11 protein-coding genes and 1 pseudogene are annotated in these 17,062 nt (G+C 56.3%); 2 read left to right on the forward strand and 10 right to left on the reverse strand.

Going from position 1 to position 17,062, the window contains the following annotated elements; translation table 11 throughout:
• Nucleotides 1-222: 222 nt before the first annotated feature.
• The gene (locus R8871_RS38145) at nt 223-1,599 is read left to right on the forward strand and encodes an MFS transporter (protein ID WP_175055057.1); all 1,377 of its coding nucleotides are present in this window, start codon (nt 223-225) and stop codon (nt 1,597-1,599) included.
• Between the two features lie 127 nt (nt 1,600-1,726).
• Nucleotides 1,727-2,860, forward strand: a complete 1,134-nt coding sequence (locus tag R8871_RS38150; RefSeq protein WP_175055058.1) for a porin — start codon at nt 1,727-1,729, stop codon at nt 2,858-2,860.
• Nucleotides 2,861-3,311: 451 nt separating this feature from the next.
• Here the strand turns inward: R8871_RS38150 and R8871_RS38955 are convergent.
• The 10 genes and pseudogenes from R8871_RS38955 to R8871_RS38195 form a co-directional block, all read right to left on the reverse strand.
• Nucleotides 3,312-3,838 (reverse strand): annotated as a pseudogene (locus R8871_RS38955) (IS110 family transposase); the annotation flags it as partial.
• A gap of 773 nt (nt 3,839-4,611) precedes the next feature.
• Complete coding sequence (locus R8871_RS38155; protein ID WP_175055059.1) at nt 4,612-6,612, reverse strand: ABC transporter permease; 2,001 nt, start codon at nt 6,610-6,612, stop codon at nt 4,612-4,614.
• Nucleotides 6,609-8,210: a sugar ABC transporter ATP-binding protein gene (locus tag R8871_RS38160; protein ID WP_175055060.1), complete on the reverse strand. Its 1,602-nt coding sequence runs from the start codon at nt 8,208-8,210 to the stop codon at nt 6,609-6,611. The genes R8871_RS38155 and R8871_RS38160 overlap by 4 nt, the downstream gene beginning before the upstream one ends.
• Nucleotides 8,211-8,213: 3 nt before the next feature.
• The gene (locus tag R8871_RS38165; RefSeq protein ID WP_175055061.1) at nt 8,214-9,338 is read right to left on the reverse strand and encodes a substrate-binding domain-containing protein; all 1,125 of its coding nucleotides are present in this window, start codon (nt 9,336-9,338) and stop codon (nt 8,214-8,216) included.
• A gap of 467 nt (nt 9,339-9,805) precedes the next feature.
• Nucleotides 9,806-11,794, reverse strand: a complete 1,989-nt coding sequence (locus tag R8871_RS38170) for a heterodisulfide reductase-related iron-sulfur binding cluster (protein ID WP_175055062.1) — start codon at nt 11,792-11,794, stop codon at nt 9,806-9,808.
• 2 nt (nt 11,795-11,796) lie between these two features.
• Entirely contained in the window at nt 11,797-12,759 is a 963-nt protein-coding gene (locus tag R8871_RS38175; RefSeq protein ID WP_175055063.1) for an electron transfer flavoprotein subunit alpha/FixB family protein, read from the reverse strand.
• Nucleotides 12,760-12,762: 3 nt separating this feature from the next.
• A complete protein-coding gene (locus tag R8871_RS38180; protein ID WP_175055064.1) occupies nt 12,763-13,530 on the reverse strand; it encodes an electron transfer flavoprotein subunit beta/FixA family protein in 768 nt (255 codons plus the stop codon).
• Nucleotides 13,531-13,858: 328 nt separating this feature from the next.
• Nucleotides 13,859-14,266 carry a GlcG/HbpS family heme-binding protein gene (locus tag R8871_RS38185; RefSeq protein ID WP_217468943.1) on the reverse strand — a complete coding sequence of 136 codons (408 nt, stop codon included), beginning with the start codon at nt 14,264-14,266 and terminating at the stop codon, nt 13,859-13,861.
• 68 nt (nt 14,267-14,334) lie between these two features.
• A complete protein-coding gene (locus R8871_RS38190; protein WP_175055065.1) occupies nt 14,335-15,084 on the reverse strand; it encodes an SDR family NAD(P)-dependent oxidoreductase in 750 nt (249 codons plus the stop codon).
• Nucleotides 15,085-16,054: 970 nt separating this feature from the next.
• Complete coding sequence (locus R8871_RS38195) at nt 16,055-16,942, reverse strand: alpha/beta hydrolase (protein ID WP_175055066.1); 888 nt, start codon at nt 16,940-16,942, stop codon at nt 16,055-16,057.
• Nucleotides 16,943-17,062 lie beyond the last annotated feature (120 nt).

Below are 17,062 nucleotides of genomic sequence, written 5' to 3' on the forward strand. Positions count from 1 at the left end.
GCTGTATTAAAGGATCACGCCTGCCCCGCGCGGACTAATCCATCCGCGCGGAGCGGGAAGCGATTGGATCCGGCTCGACTGCCAGCCTGGCAGCGCCCCAACCTTGCAGATTTCATCCTGCTTTTTGGCACATATTTCGTAGTACGAATTAAATAGAGGTATTTCGATATGTTCGAGATGGACCATAAATCAATCTTTTGGCAGACACTGAGGGGAATCTAAATGAGATCGGCATCCGCAACACCCGCGCCGTCCGGCGTCAGGCACGCCGCACCGTCACGTTCTTGGTGGGCCCTTGCGCTCCTCTGGATCGTCTACGCACTGGATGCTAACTCCAGGCAGATGTTCTTTATGGTGCTTCCGTCGATTACCAAGGAGTTCGGCGTTGATGCCAGGACGATGGGGCTTTATGCGACCTATATCACGATGGCGACAGCCCTCATTGCAGTTCCTGCGATGGTGTGGGCTGACCGAGGCGGTCACGGATGGCGGCGCAAATATCGTCACCTCCCCATCGTAATCGCCTACACCCTGTTCACCTGCCTGACCGGCGTAAGTGTGATGACTGCCTCGATTGGAGCGTTGGTCCTGATGCAGGTGCTCTCACATGCATTCGGTGGTGCGGGTGAATCTATCGAAGTCACCTCTCTCGCCGAATGGTGGTCCAAGGAGCGAAGAGGTTTTGCCCTCGGCGCGCACCACACGGGCTATCCGTGGGGCACCCTGCTCGGTGGCCTAATCGTAGGGGGCATCCTGAGCGCGTTTGGGCCGGAAAACTGGCGGGTGCCATTTCTCCTGTTTCCCATCCCGGTGATCGTGGCCTTCTCGATCTACTGGTTCTTCTGTAATAAAGCGAACTATCAACGCCTGAACAGCGCGATTACTTCTGCCGGGGAAACCCCCCCCCTGTCGAGTGAATTTGCGGAACATACGGCTGGAGCACCGAAGGGCTCCTTGCTGGTGGCACTCGCGAACCCGAACATTCTGGTGATCGCCATCGTCTCTTTGCTTGCTGTTGTCGCATACTTTGGTATCAGTTTCTGGCTGCCGCAGTATCTTGCTTTCGTCGCGAAATATAACTTCGCTGAGGCCGCCGCCTATAGCGTGCTTTTCACCATTACCGGCGGACTGGGGCAGATTGTCTGGGGTTGGCTATCCGATCGGATCGGCAGAAAGTTTTGCCTGATCCTTGTGTTTATATGGCTTGCCGTCGGCATGGTCCTGATGAAGTTCACCTACATGGGACTGGGGACGCTGATTGCCGTCCAGCTCTTTGCGGGGTTCGCGCTGAACGCACCATACACGCTTGTCTATGCCATCGCGTTTGACTCGACCAAACCTGGCACAACAGGTATCGCCGGTTCAATCATCAATGTCGGCATCTACGCAGGCGGCTTCGGTCCGTATGTCATTGGCGCCATGATTGGCGCAAAGGGTGGATTTTCCGTCGCTGAAGGTTACTACGACGCCCTTTACTTCATCTCCGGCCTGATGGTCGCGGCGCTAATTCTCACAGTTTTCTTTACCAGAGAAACCGCGGGGTGGTTCAAGAAACACGACTTTGCAATTGTCTCGAAGAAATCTTGCAACGTCGAATGACCATCACTCACCGGCGGTGATGCTGCACGCTAACCATGTGTCCGTGCGGCGAATCCGCTCCTCTTAAAAACACAACAAGTTCAACAGCGCTGAACCGGTCTCGGCAGCGCCAGATATGGAGATCTGAATGAAAAAGAACCTAGTCGCAGTGTTGCCACTGTTGATGTCCTCTGCCGCGTTTTCACAGACCAGCGTGACCCTGTATGGGGTGATCGACGAAGGACTCGGATTTACGAACAATTCTGGTGGCTCGCAAGCCTGGCAGTTTCAGAGCGGCTGGGTCGCCGGTAGTCGTTGGGGCCTGAAAGGCGCAGAAGATCTTGGTGCAGGGCTTAAAGCCATATTCACCATTGAGAATGGCTTCGACGTCAACACGGGTGGTCTGGGCCAAGGCGGTCGCATGTTCGGTCGTCAGGCCTTCGTTGGCATGCAATCCGAGTCATACGGATCGCTGACCTTCGGCAGGCAGTACGATTCTGTTGTCGACTATCTCGCCCCGCTGACATCCAACGGCGGGACGACAGGATTCATTTTTTCTCACCCGCTTGACAACGATAACACCGACAACTCCTTTCGACTGAACAACGCTGTAAAGTTCTCTAGCGCGAACTACGGCGGAGTAAAGTTTGGCGGCGCCTATGCCTTTAGTAATCAATCCGGTGGCTTCGCGAATAACCGTGTATATAGTGCGGGCGTTTCCTATTCAGGTGCGGCACTGTCGGCCGCGGCCGTATACTTGCAAGCGAACAACCCGGGAGCGAATGCCACTGGCGCGTTGGCTACCAATGACACGAATTTTACCGCCAGCCGCGAGCAGATCTGGGGAGCCGGTATCAACTATACGATACAGTCCGCGACGCTAGGATTTGTGTACACCCACACCAATCTCAATTCACCGACCGCATCGGTATATACGGGCCCATTTGGCGTCAATCCTAGTTCATTGAAATTCGACAACTTTGAAGTTAACGGCAAGTATCAGTTTACGCCTTCGTTCATCCTGGCTGCGATGTATACCTATACCAAAGGCACATTTGCTGGCCCCACTGGGAAATCCAAACCGAAGTGGCATCAGGCCGGACTGATGGTCGACTATCTGTTGTCCAAGCGCACGGACGTATACGCTCAGGCGGCCTATCAGCATGTCGCGGACGGGACCACCGGTACTCCCCTCGACAATGCGCTCATTCCGGGTGCAGCCGGGATCTCGAGCACGACAAATCAGGTCGTCGCGCGTGTCGGGATCAAGCATACTTTTTAAGGAAGGCCGGATGGGGCGTTCGTGCCCCATCCCGATGCCGTCCAAACGGCCTCTTCACTATTCTCTCTCCGAGAACCGGTCCCGTCGTCCTGGCAAAAAACCTTGAACGGTGCGCGGTCCCTTCTCACTTCAGACACAGGGAAGATTTCGTGGCAGACCTTTCGTCACAAGACGACGGTCAACCACGAGGGCGATCGTCCCTGCAAGCATAGCAAACGCCGCCTGCCGCTCCGGAAACTCGCGCCCGCTAGATGTGCCTGTGCGGCACCCGATGCGACGCTCCTCGCGTCGAATGATGCCCGGTTTGCTCCGTGGTGCGGTATCGAGATCTGCGCCCCCTCTTTGCGGTCAATCGCAAGTCGTGGGAGGAGGTGGCCAAATGCTGCAGCCACGCTCGTGAGTAAGCCAGAGCCGGATGTTCCACGGTTCAGAGTCGGTTAATTGCCCCAAACTCAAGGCACAGGCGCTCGTCCATAGGTAGCGGCTGGACGCTGCGCCACGCGCGTGTCTTCCTGTCGAACAGACCAGTAGCGGGAAACTGCTCGATCAGGTGCGCAGCAAGCAACCGCATGGACTACGCTCTTCAGCTTCGTGCGCTGCCGCACGAGTTGTGAGCGGCGCGCGAGGCCTGACGGTGTAGCGCCAAGGTGTTTTCGCCGGACATCCAGACTTCAGCCAGAAACTGGATCGCGTCGCCGGGCGAATCTTGTCTGTCTTGACGGGTGCCTCGGCGATGAGCCGCACCAGCAGTGGATTAGCTATCGCGACATACGCGACATGGGTCGCAGCACGTTCACGATGGCGGTGGTATTGCCCGTTGCTTCGCGCACCTGATTACCGGTACTGCGAAAACCTTGCGGAAAAGCGCGGCAGTTCGTCGCGTCTTAGTCCGACATGACCGCCGGCATGCAGCACGCCCGCCTCGAGGTCAGCGATCTCGACCGCGGAGTGCGACCCAACCAATCCTACGATTCGCATAACCGTTCTTCTCCATTCAGATGACCGTCGGGAGCCGGTGGGACCGCACGAACACGACGTATTCGCGGTCGCTGTGCAACCCGGCGGGTCGCATGGGCGGCCCACTCCTAACACGAGCTCGTGGCTCATCTTATAAGAACGGCGTACCCACCCGAAGTGCTCCCCGGTGCCTCTGTTCACGATGATCACACCATACGCCAGAACCGCAGGGTGCGGGACTGTGAGGCACCGGCTATGCAGGCTGCGATGTTAAGAACGTCATTGAGGCTTTTGGTCGATATCTGCGAACTTCGACACAAATCAGTTTGAGTATCACATTCACTAGGCCGATCCGCGTGAGGAGCCTCGTGGCGGCATCGAGTTATGCACGATCAGGGTTTCGACGGGCAAACGTCCTTAGGGCAGCAACAAGCATGGGCAAATCGGTGCCGGAAAGAACTAAAACAGCTCAGCCTCCCGACCTCCACAAACTCACAGATATCTGCGACACGCTATATGTAGACTTTTAGGACGTGCTCGTTCAGTTAGCCGACCGTTAGGATTGTGCCTTTCTGACAGCTTTTACAGATCAGGTAATTCGAGACGCACAACTCCCAAAATTTCCTCGTCATTTCAAGGTAAGCGCGCAATAGACGACGTTGCTTGTCCGAGGCGATCGACTGTGAATTTGTGGGTGGCAGATGCCGCCAGCTGCCACGACTTACGGCGGTTGAAAGTGGTGGCGAAATTCCAACGACAGCTATGAAACTGGCGATTGGAATGGCGTGCCGCCGCTAATGCGCCAGTGACCCTGACCGCTCCTTCAACGTTGCCACGGCCACTAACACGATAGATCCAAAAATAATCTGGCGCATGGCGTCGGGCAAGGTAGTCCCGGCGAGGACAATTTGGAGCGCGACAAGCAGCATTACCCCACCCAGCATACCGACATATTTGCCACGCCCGCCGGAAATGAGTGTCCCTCCGATAACAACGACAGCGATGGACGGGGCGAGAAACTGGTCGCCCATTCCAAGAATTGCTCTCCCGGAAAAGCCAGCTAGCATGATCCCGGCCAATGCGGAACAAGTACCGCTCAATGCATAGACAAGAATCGTTGTGCCACCAACGTTAACGCCGGAAAGGTGCGCCACCCGCGGACTATTACCGACTGCATAAATGCGCCGTCCGAACACCGTGCAACCAAGCAGGAACATGCCCGCACCCGCAAACAGGATGACGAAGGGAACCACTGGAGCCAACCCGATCGGAGATTCACTCATAAACCACTTTACAAATCCCGGAACGTAGCCTGATATATTTCCTCCGGTGTAAATCAGCGCCAGGCCTTGAAGGATGCCATTCATCGCGAGCGTGACGACCATTGCCGGCAACTGAAAGAACACGATCAGGAACCCGTTGGCTGCACCAATAAACGCGCCGACCGCAAGTACGACCGGGATGACCCATATCGCTGCTCCGTTTTGCCCGTACGACAGTTCGCCTACCAGGATCCCGCAGAGTGTGAGCGTCCAGGGAATCGACAGATCGAGGCCTCCGATAAGGATCACCACCCCTTGGCCAAGCGCCAACACGATGAGAAAGGAACTCAACAGAAGCAACGAGTTGACGTAACTCCAGTCCAGCCTTTTCAACACTAGCGCCGTAACGGTAACGATCACCGCAAAAATAACGAAGGACGGCGCAACGTAACTCAGCGTGGCCCGATTTCGCTGCATCCACGTCAGCTTGGGGACGTTTCGACCGACATCAGGGTCCAGAGGCACCATTGATCTCGACCGCCGTCCGGGTTTCAAAGTTGCTCGGATCCACCGCATGCTTCCAGCAAACGACCCGGTACCCAGGCCAATCGCAGCTAGAATCAAGACAAGACTCTGAACAAGAGTTGAGTAAAAGGCAGGCACGTTAAGAACCAACAAGATGTTGGTAATAAGCATCAGGCTATAGCCACCGACGATCGTGCCTATGCACCCACCGCGGCCACCACCTAAAAGCGTGCCGCCCAGCACAGCAGCCGCAAACGTCTCCAACAGAAGAGACTGCCCCACCAGCGCATCGCCGGTGGAAGTCGCAGCGGTCACAATTACGCCAGCTAGACCGTAAAACCCGCCCGCGATAGTGTAGGCGAGGAACTTCGTTTTCCGAACCGAAATGCCCGAGTAGGCAGCCGCATCCTCGTCGCTTCCTACCGCGTAAAGAGCCGTACCGAAACGTGTTTTCTTCAGTGCAAGCCAGACTCCACCCACGACGATCACAACGACAACTGCGGCCGGCAATTTGTCATCGATCGCACTTCCGACAAAAAACGACGAGAATCCGGCCGGAACGGTTCCACCAGGACTATTGAGCCATAGCAACGCAGCACCCCCGGCTATAAACAGCGTTGCAAGCGTGACTACAATCGACTGCAATCGAAGGAGCGCCACGAATATTCCATTGATTGCACCTACAAGAGCGCCTATCGAGACTCCAATCAACGCCACGCTTACCTGCGAAAGCACGGAGTCCTTAAGACTGGTCGCAACAACGACATTGACCAAACTGACAACGGAAGCAGCGCTCAGGTCAAATCCGCCACTCAATATAACAATCGTCGAACCCATCGCGGCGATGACCAAAGTCAACCCTGACGACGACAAATATTGGTAGTCAAAGTAGGCCAGAGGGGCCGACGAGAGCGTTGCAACGATCGCGTACAACGTAATAAGAACTCCGACAGGAACGATGAATCGCTTTGCTTCATCTGATATTTTGGGAAAGGTGGAGAGATTCATGGTCGACGAGGACAGCTGATAGTTGATAGGGATGCCGTTTCCTCGGTTTTCGAGCAGTGTGTCCCGCCACTGCCAAGAACGGCACGCATGACGTCCGTTTCCGATATCACACCGCCCTCTGATGCAACGGTCGTGACAACACGTCCGCCATACATAACTAGAACTCGGTCACACAGATTCAGCACCTCGTCGAGCTCCGTCGAATAGAGCAATACTGTGCCGCCCGCTTCCAGATACTGGTTTAGAAGGACGTAAATTTCATACTTCGTCCCAACATCCACGCCCCGCGTTGGATCAAACAGAAGCATGATCTTGCTTTCTGTAACCAACCATTTCGCAATCACCACCTTCTGTTGATTCCCACCACTAAACGCAGACATGGGCGAATGTACCGCGCGTAGCGTCACCTGTACTTTTTCAAATGCGGAAGCCAACAGAACGTCCTCGACATCTTTCCGAGGGACACCAAACTTCGAATAGCGCTTTAAGATTGGCAGCGTCAAGTTGAAGCGTCCGTCCAACCTCAGGAACAACGCTTCTGTCTTGCGCTCTTCGGGAATGAAGCTAATGCCGATGTCGGAATCAATCGCATCTTGTGGCGATAACAGCTTGACGCGTTGACCGCCGATCTTGATCGAACCTTTCTCGACAGCTATGTCCCCGGACAGGGCACGAAACAGGTCGAGCTGTCCCATCCCTTGCAGGGCGGCGACCCCCACTATCTCCCCCGAATGCAAGGAAAACGATATGTCGGTGGCCATGCCTGCCGTCAAATTATCTGCTCCAAGAAGCTCGCGCGCAGACTCCTTCCTGCGATCGGTCTTGGGCGGGAACATCGCGACGAGCGACCTGCCAATAATCAGCTCGATGACTTTCTCGTCGGAAATCTCCTTGCAGCCAAATGTTCCAGCGCTCTTACCATTTCGAAGAATCGTAATTTCGTCACAAAATTGACGTACCTCCGATAGCCGGTGGCTAATAAACAGAACAGCCGCACCCGCCCTCTTCTGCTGTTCAATAATGTCGCCAAGCCAGTCTATGTCCGGCCCAGACAGCGCCGAAGTTGGCTCATCAAGCAACAAGACTTTAGGCTCACGCAAGATAGCGCGAGCGATTTCCAGCTTCTGCCGCTGCGGAAGCGTCAGTCGGCTCACGCGATCCCGTGGTGAAATATCCTGAATGCCGAGGGCATTAAGATGCGCCCTTACGATTTCGTCGGATTTGCGTCTTCTGACCAAACCGAAACGATTAAGCGGCTCATATGGCATGAGAAGATTCGCTGCGACCGTCAGGTCTTTCACGAGCGTCAGCTCCTGAAATGCCGTCGCGATGCCCAGTTCGTGGGCGGTCTGACGGTCGCGCAAAATGACTTCCTTCCCTAGAATCGATATCGAACCACTGTCCGGCTGTAGCATTCCGCTGATAATCTTGATCAGGGTGGATTTGCCAGCACCGTTTTCTCCGAGCAGCGCGTGCACACTCCCTTGCGGGACCTTGAAACTGGCTCCCGCTAAAGCGATCGTCGGCCCGAACGCCTTTTGAACGGAATCAATATTGATGCTGTGCTGACTTAGCGCTAATGATTCGGACACGTTCATCGCTCATTCTTCCGGTTGCGCCTTAAGCGCCGCTTTCAGCCCGACCTCCGGCGTATTTTCGTTGAAAATCGCCGGATACCAACCAGGATTCGTCACGAGTTCAGGTGAGAAAGCGTTGCAGCCGGCCTTCATCTCTTCCCAAGCCCCGTTTTTGCAGAGCTTTACGTTGCTGCGCGTAACATCGCGAGGCTTGATGACGATGTTATGGGGGATGTTCTTTCCTTCGATAGCTTCAACCGCCAACTTCAGCGTGTATGCGCCCGTTGAAGCGGGGGCAAACGTGGAATAATCATTGGCGCCCATCGGGCGATAGTTGCCGTTCGCTCCGGTAACGGCCGTGCCAACGGGCAGCATCTGTATGAGGTTTCCATTCCCGGCCTCACCGGCGCAAGGCTTGAGTTTGGCATCCGCGATCCCGCCTTCGCTCTGCAATTCGTTGATCGAGAAGCAGCCCAACTGAGCCAGCACGCCATCGATTTCGTCCCACTTGTGCGAGACAAGAATCTTGGTCATCTCCGCCCGTGCAACGGATTCACTCCACATGCCAGAGGCCTGGGCGACGATCTTGACGTTGGGGTACTTGGACAAGGCTTCCTTGACACCCTCGGTACGGTCGACCTCGGCAGAGACACCCGGCACTCCGTTGATGTAGACAATGTTGCCCTTGCCGCCAATTGCCTTGGCTAACCAGTCTCCGAGGACTCGCCCATATTCCTTGTTGTCGATCGACACGTTGTAGGCACAAGGTTCGGTGATGACAGACTCGTATGCAAACACCTTGACACCTTTTGCACACGCCGCTTTCACGACTGGATTTAGGGCCGTCGGTGAGATGGGGAAGACAACGATTGCTTTCGCGCCAGCCTGAACCATCGCGTTGATCTGCTGAATCTGTTTCTGCGCATTGGGTCCGGCAACCTGGACCTCCAGATCGATCTTGTCCTTCAGCGTCTTCGATGCCGCCATGGCTTTGATCATATTCGAAGACTCTGCCTGCCAGTCGTTTCCGACGTAGCTCATGCTGAGGAACACTTTGTATTTCGCCGGAGCAGCGACGGCCGTCGCCGCCGCTGTGATGACGAGTCCCGCAACGAGCGAATGGATTAATGCTCTGATATTTGTGATCATGCTGTCTCCTGAAAGTAGTTTTAACGTCGAGTGGACACGCCTTTTGTCCTTATCTTTTCGAGTATATAGACGCCTTTAAGGCTGTCAGCAGTGGTCGTGGCATATCAGTTATGTTATGCGCGCACACGATGTTGAAGGCCACGCAGCGCATCGCCAGAATGAAGGTGCACTCCAGAGGCGAGCGTCAAATTTAGCATTACGCTGATAACGAGAAGGTCGAAACCTCCTGCGTTTAGAACTTCGATTAAGTGAGTAGACGCCGCCGGCGTGACGCGGCGCCGCGACGCGAAAAGAAAGCCTTGATACGGAGGATTCCGCGAAAGGTGGCCGCGTCTACGCGCGGTGATGAATCGGGCTAGCCGACACCTCTTGAAATCTCCTGTGCTCAGCTCGCCGACAGGCGCCAGCAACAAAAAGGGCGAACCGAAAACCTGTTCGCCCGCGAGGCTAGTATCAACATCGAACAGCTATGCAGGATGTGATGCAGGGCCGACAGAGGCTTCTTCTGGAATGACCACGACCTCGACCAGATCGATGATGTCATACACCTTGATCCGCTTTTCAGCTCCCAGTGCCTGGACAGCCGCGGAGTACATTACCGTGTCCTTCGGACAGGAGACAACAAAATGCGTGACATCCTCGCCCAGGGACAACGCTTCCTTGATCCGGTTTTCACTCGGCCGCTCTACTACACCCGTGTCATCGCCCCAAATGCGTCCGCCACCTGCGCCGCAGCAGAATGAATTTTCGCGGCACCGAGGCATTTCCTGGAGCTTGTACCCGGCGCTCGAAATGATAGAACGGGGCGCATCGTATTCGCCGTTGTAGCGACCGAGATAGCAGGGATCATGGTACGTTACGGTCGCCGAATTTCCCGGGGACATGTTCAGCCGTTTCGCCTTGATCAGGTCACGAAGCACTTCGGTATAGTGCTTGACCGGATAGGAGCGGCCAAACGTCTGATACTCGTTACGTAGCGCATTCAGGCTATGCGGATCAGTCGTCATGATTGTGTTGTACTGACACGCATCGATGGCTGCGATGTTGGCTCGTGCCAGCATCTCAAACAGACCTTCCTCGCCAGCTCGGCGTACGTCGTTGCCGCTGTTCTGTTCAGCTTCAAACAGGATTCCGAAGTCCACGCCCGCCGCATGCATCGTCTCGGCGACCTTCACAGTAATGCGCTCGACGCGGGGATCGTAGGAAGCGAAATCTCCGACAAACCACAAGACGTCGACCGCTTCCTTTCGCGCGTCCTTGATCTTAAAGCTCAACTGCTTCGTCCACTTGGGCCGCTGCCGCGGCGGCTTACCCATGGAGTTGCCGTTCCGCTGGAAGTTCGCGAACGCCTCCTGCAAGGTCGGCGGAACGACACTTGTCTCAACGAGCTGCCGACGCATATCGACGATCTTCGGCACATGCTCAATATGCAACGGACACACGTCCATGCACGCACGGCATGTAGTGCACGCCCAGAGCGTAGCTTCCTTGATCGTCCCTCCCACCAGCGGGCCAGGTACACGCCCGGCTGCCGTCTCCATGAGGTGATCACGCATGTCCATGATCAATGTCTTTGGACTGAGCGGCTGCCCGGACGCGAAAGCCGGACACACTGACTGGCATCGGCCGCACTCCGTACATGAGTGAAGATCGAGCATATCCTTCCATGCCAGTTGCTCGATCTTGCTCACGCCTACCTGCCCACGGTCTGGCGGCGGAACACGCATCAACCCCTTGGGCTCGAGATTTCTGAAATATATGTTGGGAATTGCCGTAAAGATGTGCCGATGTTTGGATCCGGGAATGTACACAAGGAAGCTGAGTACACAGAGGACGTGAATCCAGAAAAAGACAATCTCCGCCTGCGCAGCCATCTCTGGCCCGACCCCGACGCTCTTCAACGCCACCGCGATTGCATTGCATAGCGGACGCCAGGGCAATCCAGACGTGTGCCCCGCAATGATGCCCGTGGCAAACTCAAGCAGCATTGAGCCGACGACGCCGAACACGAGGCCATAGATGATCACGGCATCTTTGCTGTTTGAGCCTTTGAAACGTGCCGGCTTGACGACATAACGATGCCAGATCGCCAGCGAGATGCCGAAAATAACGACTACAGCAAAAATATCCTGGAGGAGAGCAATCCAGGTTGTCCCACCAACCGGAGCAAGGCTGAATCCGGGAATCAGTTTTCCGAGCACGCTCTGGGCAATGGCGGTCAGGAGCACCAGGAAGCCCGAAAAAATGCACAGGTGCAGCACGCCCGACATCCGGAACTTCAACAGCCGCTTGTGGAAAAATATATCGGTGAGCATGCCCCGCAAGCGTTCACCGGCCTGGTCAAAACGCGCGATGGGGGCAGCCTGTCCGAGTGGAGAAAGAATGCGGTAGAACCGCCACGTGGCAAGCATCCCTGCCCCAAGCACAAGCACCCACATCGCCAACGTCGCGTTCATGACTACTCTCCACCCAACCCCGCGCAAAGCGCCGGCACCAACTCAAACAGATCACACGTCGTCCCGATATCGGCCACTTCGAAGATTGGAGCCTTCTCATCGGAGTTGATGGCAATCACGAAGTCTGCGTTCTTCATGCCCTCGATATGTTCGGGCGCACCGGAGACACCGAGTGCAATATAAAGTTTTGGCTTCACCTTCTGTCCTGACTTCCCGACCTGCCGCGCCTTCGGAAGCCATCCGCTGTCGATGACGGGCCGGCTACCGGCGATCTCGGCGCCCAGCAGCGTTGCGAGATCTGTTGCGACCGAAACCTTATCTTCCGCGCCGATGCCACGTCCAACGCACACAATTCTCTCGGCAGCGGTCAGATCCACCTGACTCGCGTCCGGCGCCGAAATGCTGACGAAGTCGATCCTCAGCGCGTTCAACGCGCCAGGCGCCGCAATATCCGTAACCTCGGGATTTGCATCAGCGCGCTTCGAGTCGTCAAAGCTGCCAGGAACAACGACGACGACAGCGGGAAGCGCGGTCTTTGTTTTCGCAACGAGCTTTCCGCGATACAACTGACTCGTCGCGGCAAGCTGTCCATCGTCAACAGAAATCGCGGTGCAATAACCTACAACCGGCCGGCCCGTTTTTGCTGCAACAAGCGAGCCGAGATCCAGTCCGGCCGTCGTATAGGGAATTAACACAAGATCCGGATTAGACGACTCGATCGCGGCTTGCAGTGCGACCGCATGTCCTTCAGGGTTATAGTTGGCGAGTACATCGTGCTTCACGGTCAAGACACGATCTGCTCCCGTGAGGTCGTCGATCAGAGATGCGGGATTGTTGGAAATCGCACAGGCGATGACTTCCACATCCCCTTTAGCCCCAAGGCCCCGTGCCGCGTTGATCAGTTCGTGCGTAACGGACTGGACGCTCCCGTTCGCCGCTTCAACATAAACTAGTGTCCGGATCATGGCTTATCTCTTTGCAAAACCGCGCTCGCGCAGGATGGAAACGAGTTTGGCGGCGACCTCCTCCGCATCACCCTCGATCATGTCGGCGTGACTGGCAACCTCGGGGAATTCGACTGATTCGATTTCCGGCGCGGTGCTGACCGCTGTGGACTCGAACGATGCCTCCGGAATCGTCGCGGAGAGCACATCCCTCAGCTTGCTACCTGAAACGTAACGAGGCGGACTCGATGCGGACTGGATGCCAAGGACTGCTGGCATCAGTACGGAAAGAGTTGCAGTCACACCACCGCTGTACTCCTGCTGCACCAGGACCCTGCCCGCTTTGGTCGACACACCGCTAACAGCGCTCACCTGGGGCCAGTCCAGTGCTGCGCCAAGCGATGGGGCAAGTTGGCCGAAAAGGTCCTCGATTGTTTGCACCCCGGTCAGTATCAGATCGGCCTTCTGTTTCTTCGCCGCCTGTGCGACGAGGGACGCTGTTGTGCTCGCAGGGATAAGGCCTTCACAATCGTGGGCGATTTTCAACACAGCGTCGGCGCCACGGGCCAAGGCGGTTTGCAGTACCCGGTCCACGCCGTCGCCATCCAATGCAACCGCGGTCACCTTCGCACCGTATTGCTCCTTGAGCAGAACCGCTTCTTCAAGAGCGTGGTCGTCGAACTCGTTAAGTTTGAACCCCACCCACTCTCTATCGATCCCTTTGCCATCTTCGGCGAGCTCAAATTCCTCGTCGATATCAGGAATCAGACGCAACACCACCATTGCATGCATGTGAACCTCGTTCTCAATTTCGTGCCCGCTTCAGTGCTTAACCGTTACTCTCAACGGTCCAAGTTTGGAAGGCGGGTTTAACCCGAATGGCGCATCCCATCCACTGGCGCCCAATCGCAGCGGGGCCCTGCTTTCAATTGATGCCAGCTATCGAACCAGTTGACGTCGAACCTCACCATATGCACGGTCAGGGTGCCAGGAAAAAGAATGAGGAACGCGGCTCGACGGGCGATATCGTCGGTATATCGCCACCGAATCACCCATGATCGGGCGATGCAGCGAACCCCATCTTCACCTGCGTGGGCAGGTTCCGTGGACTTCGGCGGGGTTAGGCCTGAGCAATTGCGGCGGCAACCGCGGCAGCAATCGCCTCATCGTCGGGAACCATCCCGCCAGCGACACCAACGGCGCCAACAACCGTGTCACCCAGCTTGATCGGAACGCCGCCGCCGAAAACGACGAAGGACGGGTTATGCGCGGCTTCGAGCCCGTAAAGCGGAGCGCCCGGTTGCACGAGGGCCGAGAGATCACCCGTATTCATGTTCATCGATCGGGCGGTAAAAGCTTTCGCCTTACTGAGGTCGATCGACGCGAGCAGCGCACCGTCCATCCGCGCGAAGGCGACCAAGTTACGGCCGTCATCAAGGATACAGATGCTAGACGGGGAATTGAGTTGGGAGGCCTTTTGAATGCCTGCGTCCAGCCCCTTGCGGGCTTTTTCAATGGAAATGCTCATGAGTTGTCTCCTGATTCTTCATACTTCGTTAGCGTTCTCAAGGAAGCGAAATATTGCTGCGGTGCTCGTCAGTTATAGACGCCGCCGTCGATCACCACCGACTGTGCGGTCATGTAGGACGACTCGTCCGATGCGAGGTAGACGAACAGGCCCGCCATTTCCTGCGGTTGAGCTTGACGTTGAAGAGGTACGATCCTTCTGACCGCCTCTTCCTGGGACGCGCGTCCGCCCATGATGCCAATGGCCGGATTGTTGAAGGCTGTATCCACCCAGCCCGGACAGATGGAATTCACCCGGATGTTGTCCGGCGCCAGTTCGAGGGCGAGAGCCGTGCTAAAGGCGATGACGGCGCCCTTCGAGGCGGAGTAGGCAGTCACGCCAGGGCCACCGCGCTTGCCCGCGAGCGATGACGTGTTGATAATTGAACCCTTACCCGATTTGCGAAGGTGCGGGACCGCGAACTTGGCCCCCAGAAAGTGACCACGGGCATTTACCGCAAAAACTGCGTCCCAGTCCGATACGGCGAGTTCCGTGACCTTCCCGACGCGTTGCAGTCCGGCATTCTGAACAAGGACATCGAGTCCGCCGAGCTGTTGCACGGCCGCGTCCACAAACTGGCTGACGCTCTTCTCATCGGACACATCGACCTGCAGAAACGAAGCACCGAGTTCTTCTGCTGTCCCCGCACCCAAGGCCGCGTCAATGTCGCCAATGACAACCTTGGCACCCTCGGCTACGAAGCTTCGGGCGACCTCTTTTCCAATGTTGTTGGCGGCACCCGTAATGATAATGCGCTTACCTTTGAGTCGTTCTGTCATCTTCGTCTCCAGATTTCTTCGCGGAATTCGCTGTTTGGCTGATCGATGCTGCATCTGTGAAATGCTGTGTTCGACACCGTTGAATTGAGTATAAATTCGCCACCAAAACACACAACGGCATACGTCGTATATCAGCTATGCTCAATGAGCACAGCTGCCGGAAAAACTTCGTAGGGAAGTTGAGGCTCGTGACGAGATACATAGAGATAATAAGGGGCGGATCGTGACGCGATTCGGCCTGATGGCCCGGCCGCACGTCGTGACTGGCTTGCAGAAGCTAGGACGCTATCGCTATCGACAGACAGCAATGCAGCGTCCGAGACCCGCCCGCGAAAATGCGCGATAAGAAGAGCCTAGCGCTGGATAACCTCAAGCACCGTTTAGGCGGAACGCGACGCATGCAAAGCGCGGCGACGGCGGCAATCAACGGTGCAGCGACCACAACATGAGGGTAGTCGCATGGCCAGGGAAATAAGCCATCGCGTAAAACCGCTGCCAGCAGAGCCCACGTCACGGACTTGCGTGGAAAGCCAGCACCTCCCCCGCTCCGGCATCCAGAGCGAGAAACAGGCGGACACCTCTCTGCGACCGTATTTCTCTCCGGGGGCGGCCAACACATAGTCAAACGCCGCTACCCCGGTGGCGATGGCGGACGACGAAAACGTGTGTGAAAGCGAGACTCCGAAGTGCACATAAACGGTAGGCGAATAGCTGATGATGCCAGCCGCCCCGAATGGGTAGGCAAAGTGCCAAATCCCAGAAAGATTACGCGCCTCAGGTGGCTTTCCATTCGACTGTCTGTTGTACGTATATATTTCGTTACGCGTATTAATAATTTTGCCGTGGGATCCGAACAGACACTACGTCATCGCTCCTGTCCGAGATACCTGACGAAGAACGACCTCTCGGCATGCACGCGACTTAACGCATCACTGCGATCTGCCGTTCCGCCTGAGCATGGATAGTTGATTCAGCCCGCGATATGTTGCCTCATAAATGTTGCCATCCGGGCAATGGCTTCTGCCGCCTCTGGCGTCGATCCCGCGAGCGCGGGAAACGAATGGATGGCGCTCGGAGTGGAATTGAAAGAGATTCGATTCCCCGCCTCTCGTAACAGCGACACGATTCTCGTGGAGTCGCTGTACAGCACGTCGCGCTCGCCGGCCTCAATATGTAACGGAGGAAGGCCCTGGAGGTTTCCGTACAAGGCGGAAGCCCACGGGCTGCGCGGATCCTGACCATTCAGAAAGCGAACGGCCATCGATCTAGCCGACTCTTCTGTGGTCAGTGGATCGCCCGTATCTGGAGTCATCGTTTCCCCTTTGAGCTCAAGGTCCGTCCACGGCGACATGGGCAAGCCTGCGGCGGGAAGCGGTTCGCCGCGATCACGCAATGCCATCATCACGGCAAGAACCAGCGCACCGCCGGCCGAGTCACCGACGAGAACGATTCTCTTCGACGAGATACCAGACTTCACGAGCCAAAGGTATCCGGCCACCGAATCTTCGATGGCAGTGGGAAATGGATACTCGGGTGCAAGACGGTAGCCAAATGCCAGGCACCGCATTTGGGATGCCCGCGAAAGGCTTCCATTGAACTGACGCCACATCCACGGCTGTCCGCATACATATCCACCTCCATGAAAATACATGAAGATCGCATCGTTCCTCGCGCCGTCGGTCCAGACCCATTCGGAATCCCCCGCGCCAATTCCATCGAGGCTGACAGGCGTTGACTTGATATCGGCGGCGACGGGTACCTGGCTCCAAACCTTTTCGTAGTGGTTTCGTTGGCCCTCGACGTCCAACGGAAAGTCCGTGATGGAATCGATAACCGCCTGCATCTCTTTGCTGGCCATGATGGCTCCTTTAATCTGGACTTCGAAAGCACGCACGATCTACTCGGCGAATGAAGGAGCAGCGGGCCTAGTGCTTCAAGCGCCGCTCTCTTTGGAGGTCGAACGTCTACGTGTGTCAGG

The sequence above is a fragment of the Paraburkholderia sediminicola genome (assembly GCF_902859805.1).
Taxonomy (GTDB): domain Bacteria; phylum Pseudomonadota; class Gammaproteobacteria; order Burkholderiales; family Burkholderiaceae; genus Paraburkholderia; species Paraburkholderia sediminicola.

What these genes read in the sequence shown, in the direction of transcription:
- R8871_RS38180 (WP_175055064.1), bottom strand. Translation starts at nt 13,530, where the DNA reads ATGCATGCAATGGTGGTGTTGCGTCTGATTCCTGATATCGACGAGGAA.
- R8871_RS38175 (WP_175055063.1), bottom strand. Translation starts at nt 12,759, where the DNA reads ATGATCCGGACACTAGTTTATGTTGAAGCGGCGAACGGGAGCGTCCAG.
- R8871_RS38155 (WP_175055059.1), bottom strand. Translation starts at nt 6,612, where the DNA reads ATGAATCTCTCCACCTTTCCCAAAATATCAGATGAAGCAAAGCGATTC.
- R8871_RS38150 (WP_175055058.1), top strand. Translation starts at nt 1,727, where the DNA reads ATGAAAAAGAACCTAGTCGCAGTGTTGCCACTGTTGATGTCCTCTGCC.
- R8871_RS38165 (WP_175055061.1), bottom strand. Translation starts at nt 9,338, where the DNA reads ATGATCACAAATATCAGAGCATTAATCCATTCGCTCGTTGCGGGACTC.
- R8871_RS38145 (WP_175055057.1), top strand. Translation starts at nt 223, where the DNA reads ATGAGATCGGCATCCGCAACACCCGCGCCGTCCGGCGTCAGGCACGCC.
- R8871_RS38160 (WP_175055060.1), bottom strand. Translation starts at nt 8,210, where the DNA reads ATGAACGTGTCCGAATCATTAGCGCTAAGTCAGCACAGCATCAATATT.
- R8871_RS38170 (WP_175055062.1), bottom strand. Translation starts at nt 11,794, where the DNA reads ATGAACGCGACGTTGGCGATGTGGGTGCTTGTGCTTGGGGCAGGGATG.
- R8871_RS38185 (WP_217468943.1), bottom strand. Translation starts at nt 14,266, where the DNA reads ATGAGCATTTCCATTGAAAAAGCCCGCAAGGGGCTGGACGCAGGCATT.
- R8871_RS38195 (WP_175055066.1), bottom strand. Translation starts at nt 16,942, where the DNA reads ATGGCCAGCAAAGAGATGCAGGCGGTTATCGATTCCATCACGGACTTT.
- R8871_RS38190 (WP_175055065.1), bottom strand. Translation starts at nt 15,084, where the DNA reads ATGACAGAACGACTCAAAGGTAAGCGCATTATCATTACGGGTGCCGCC.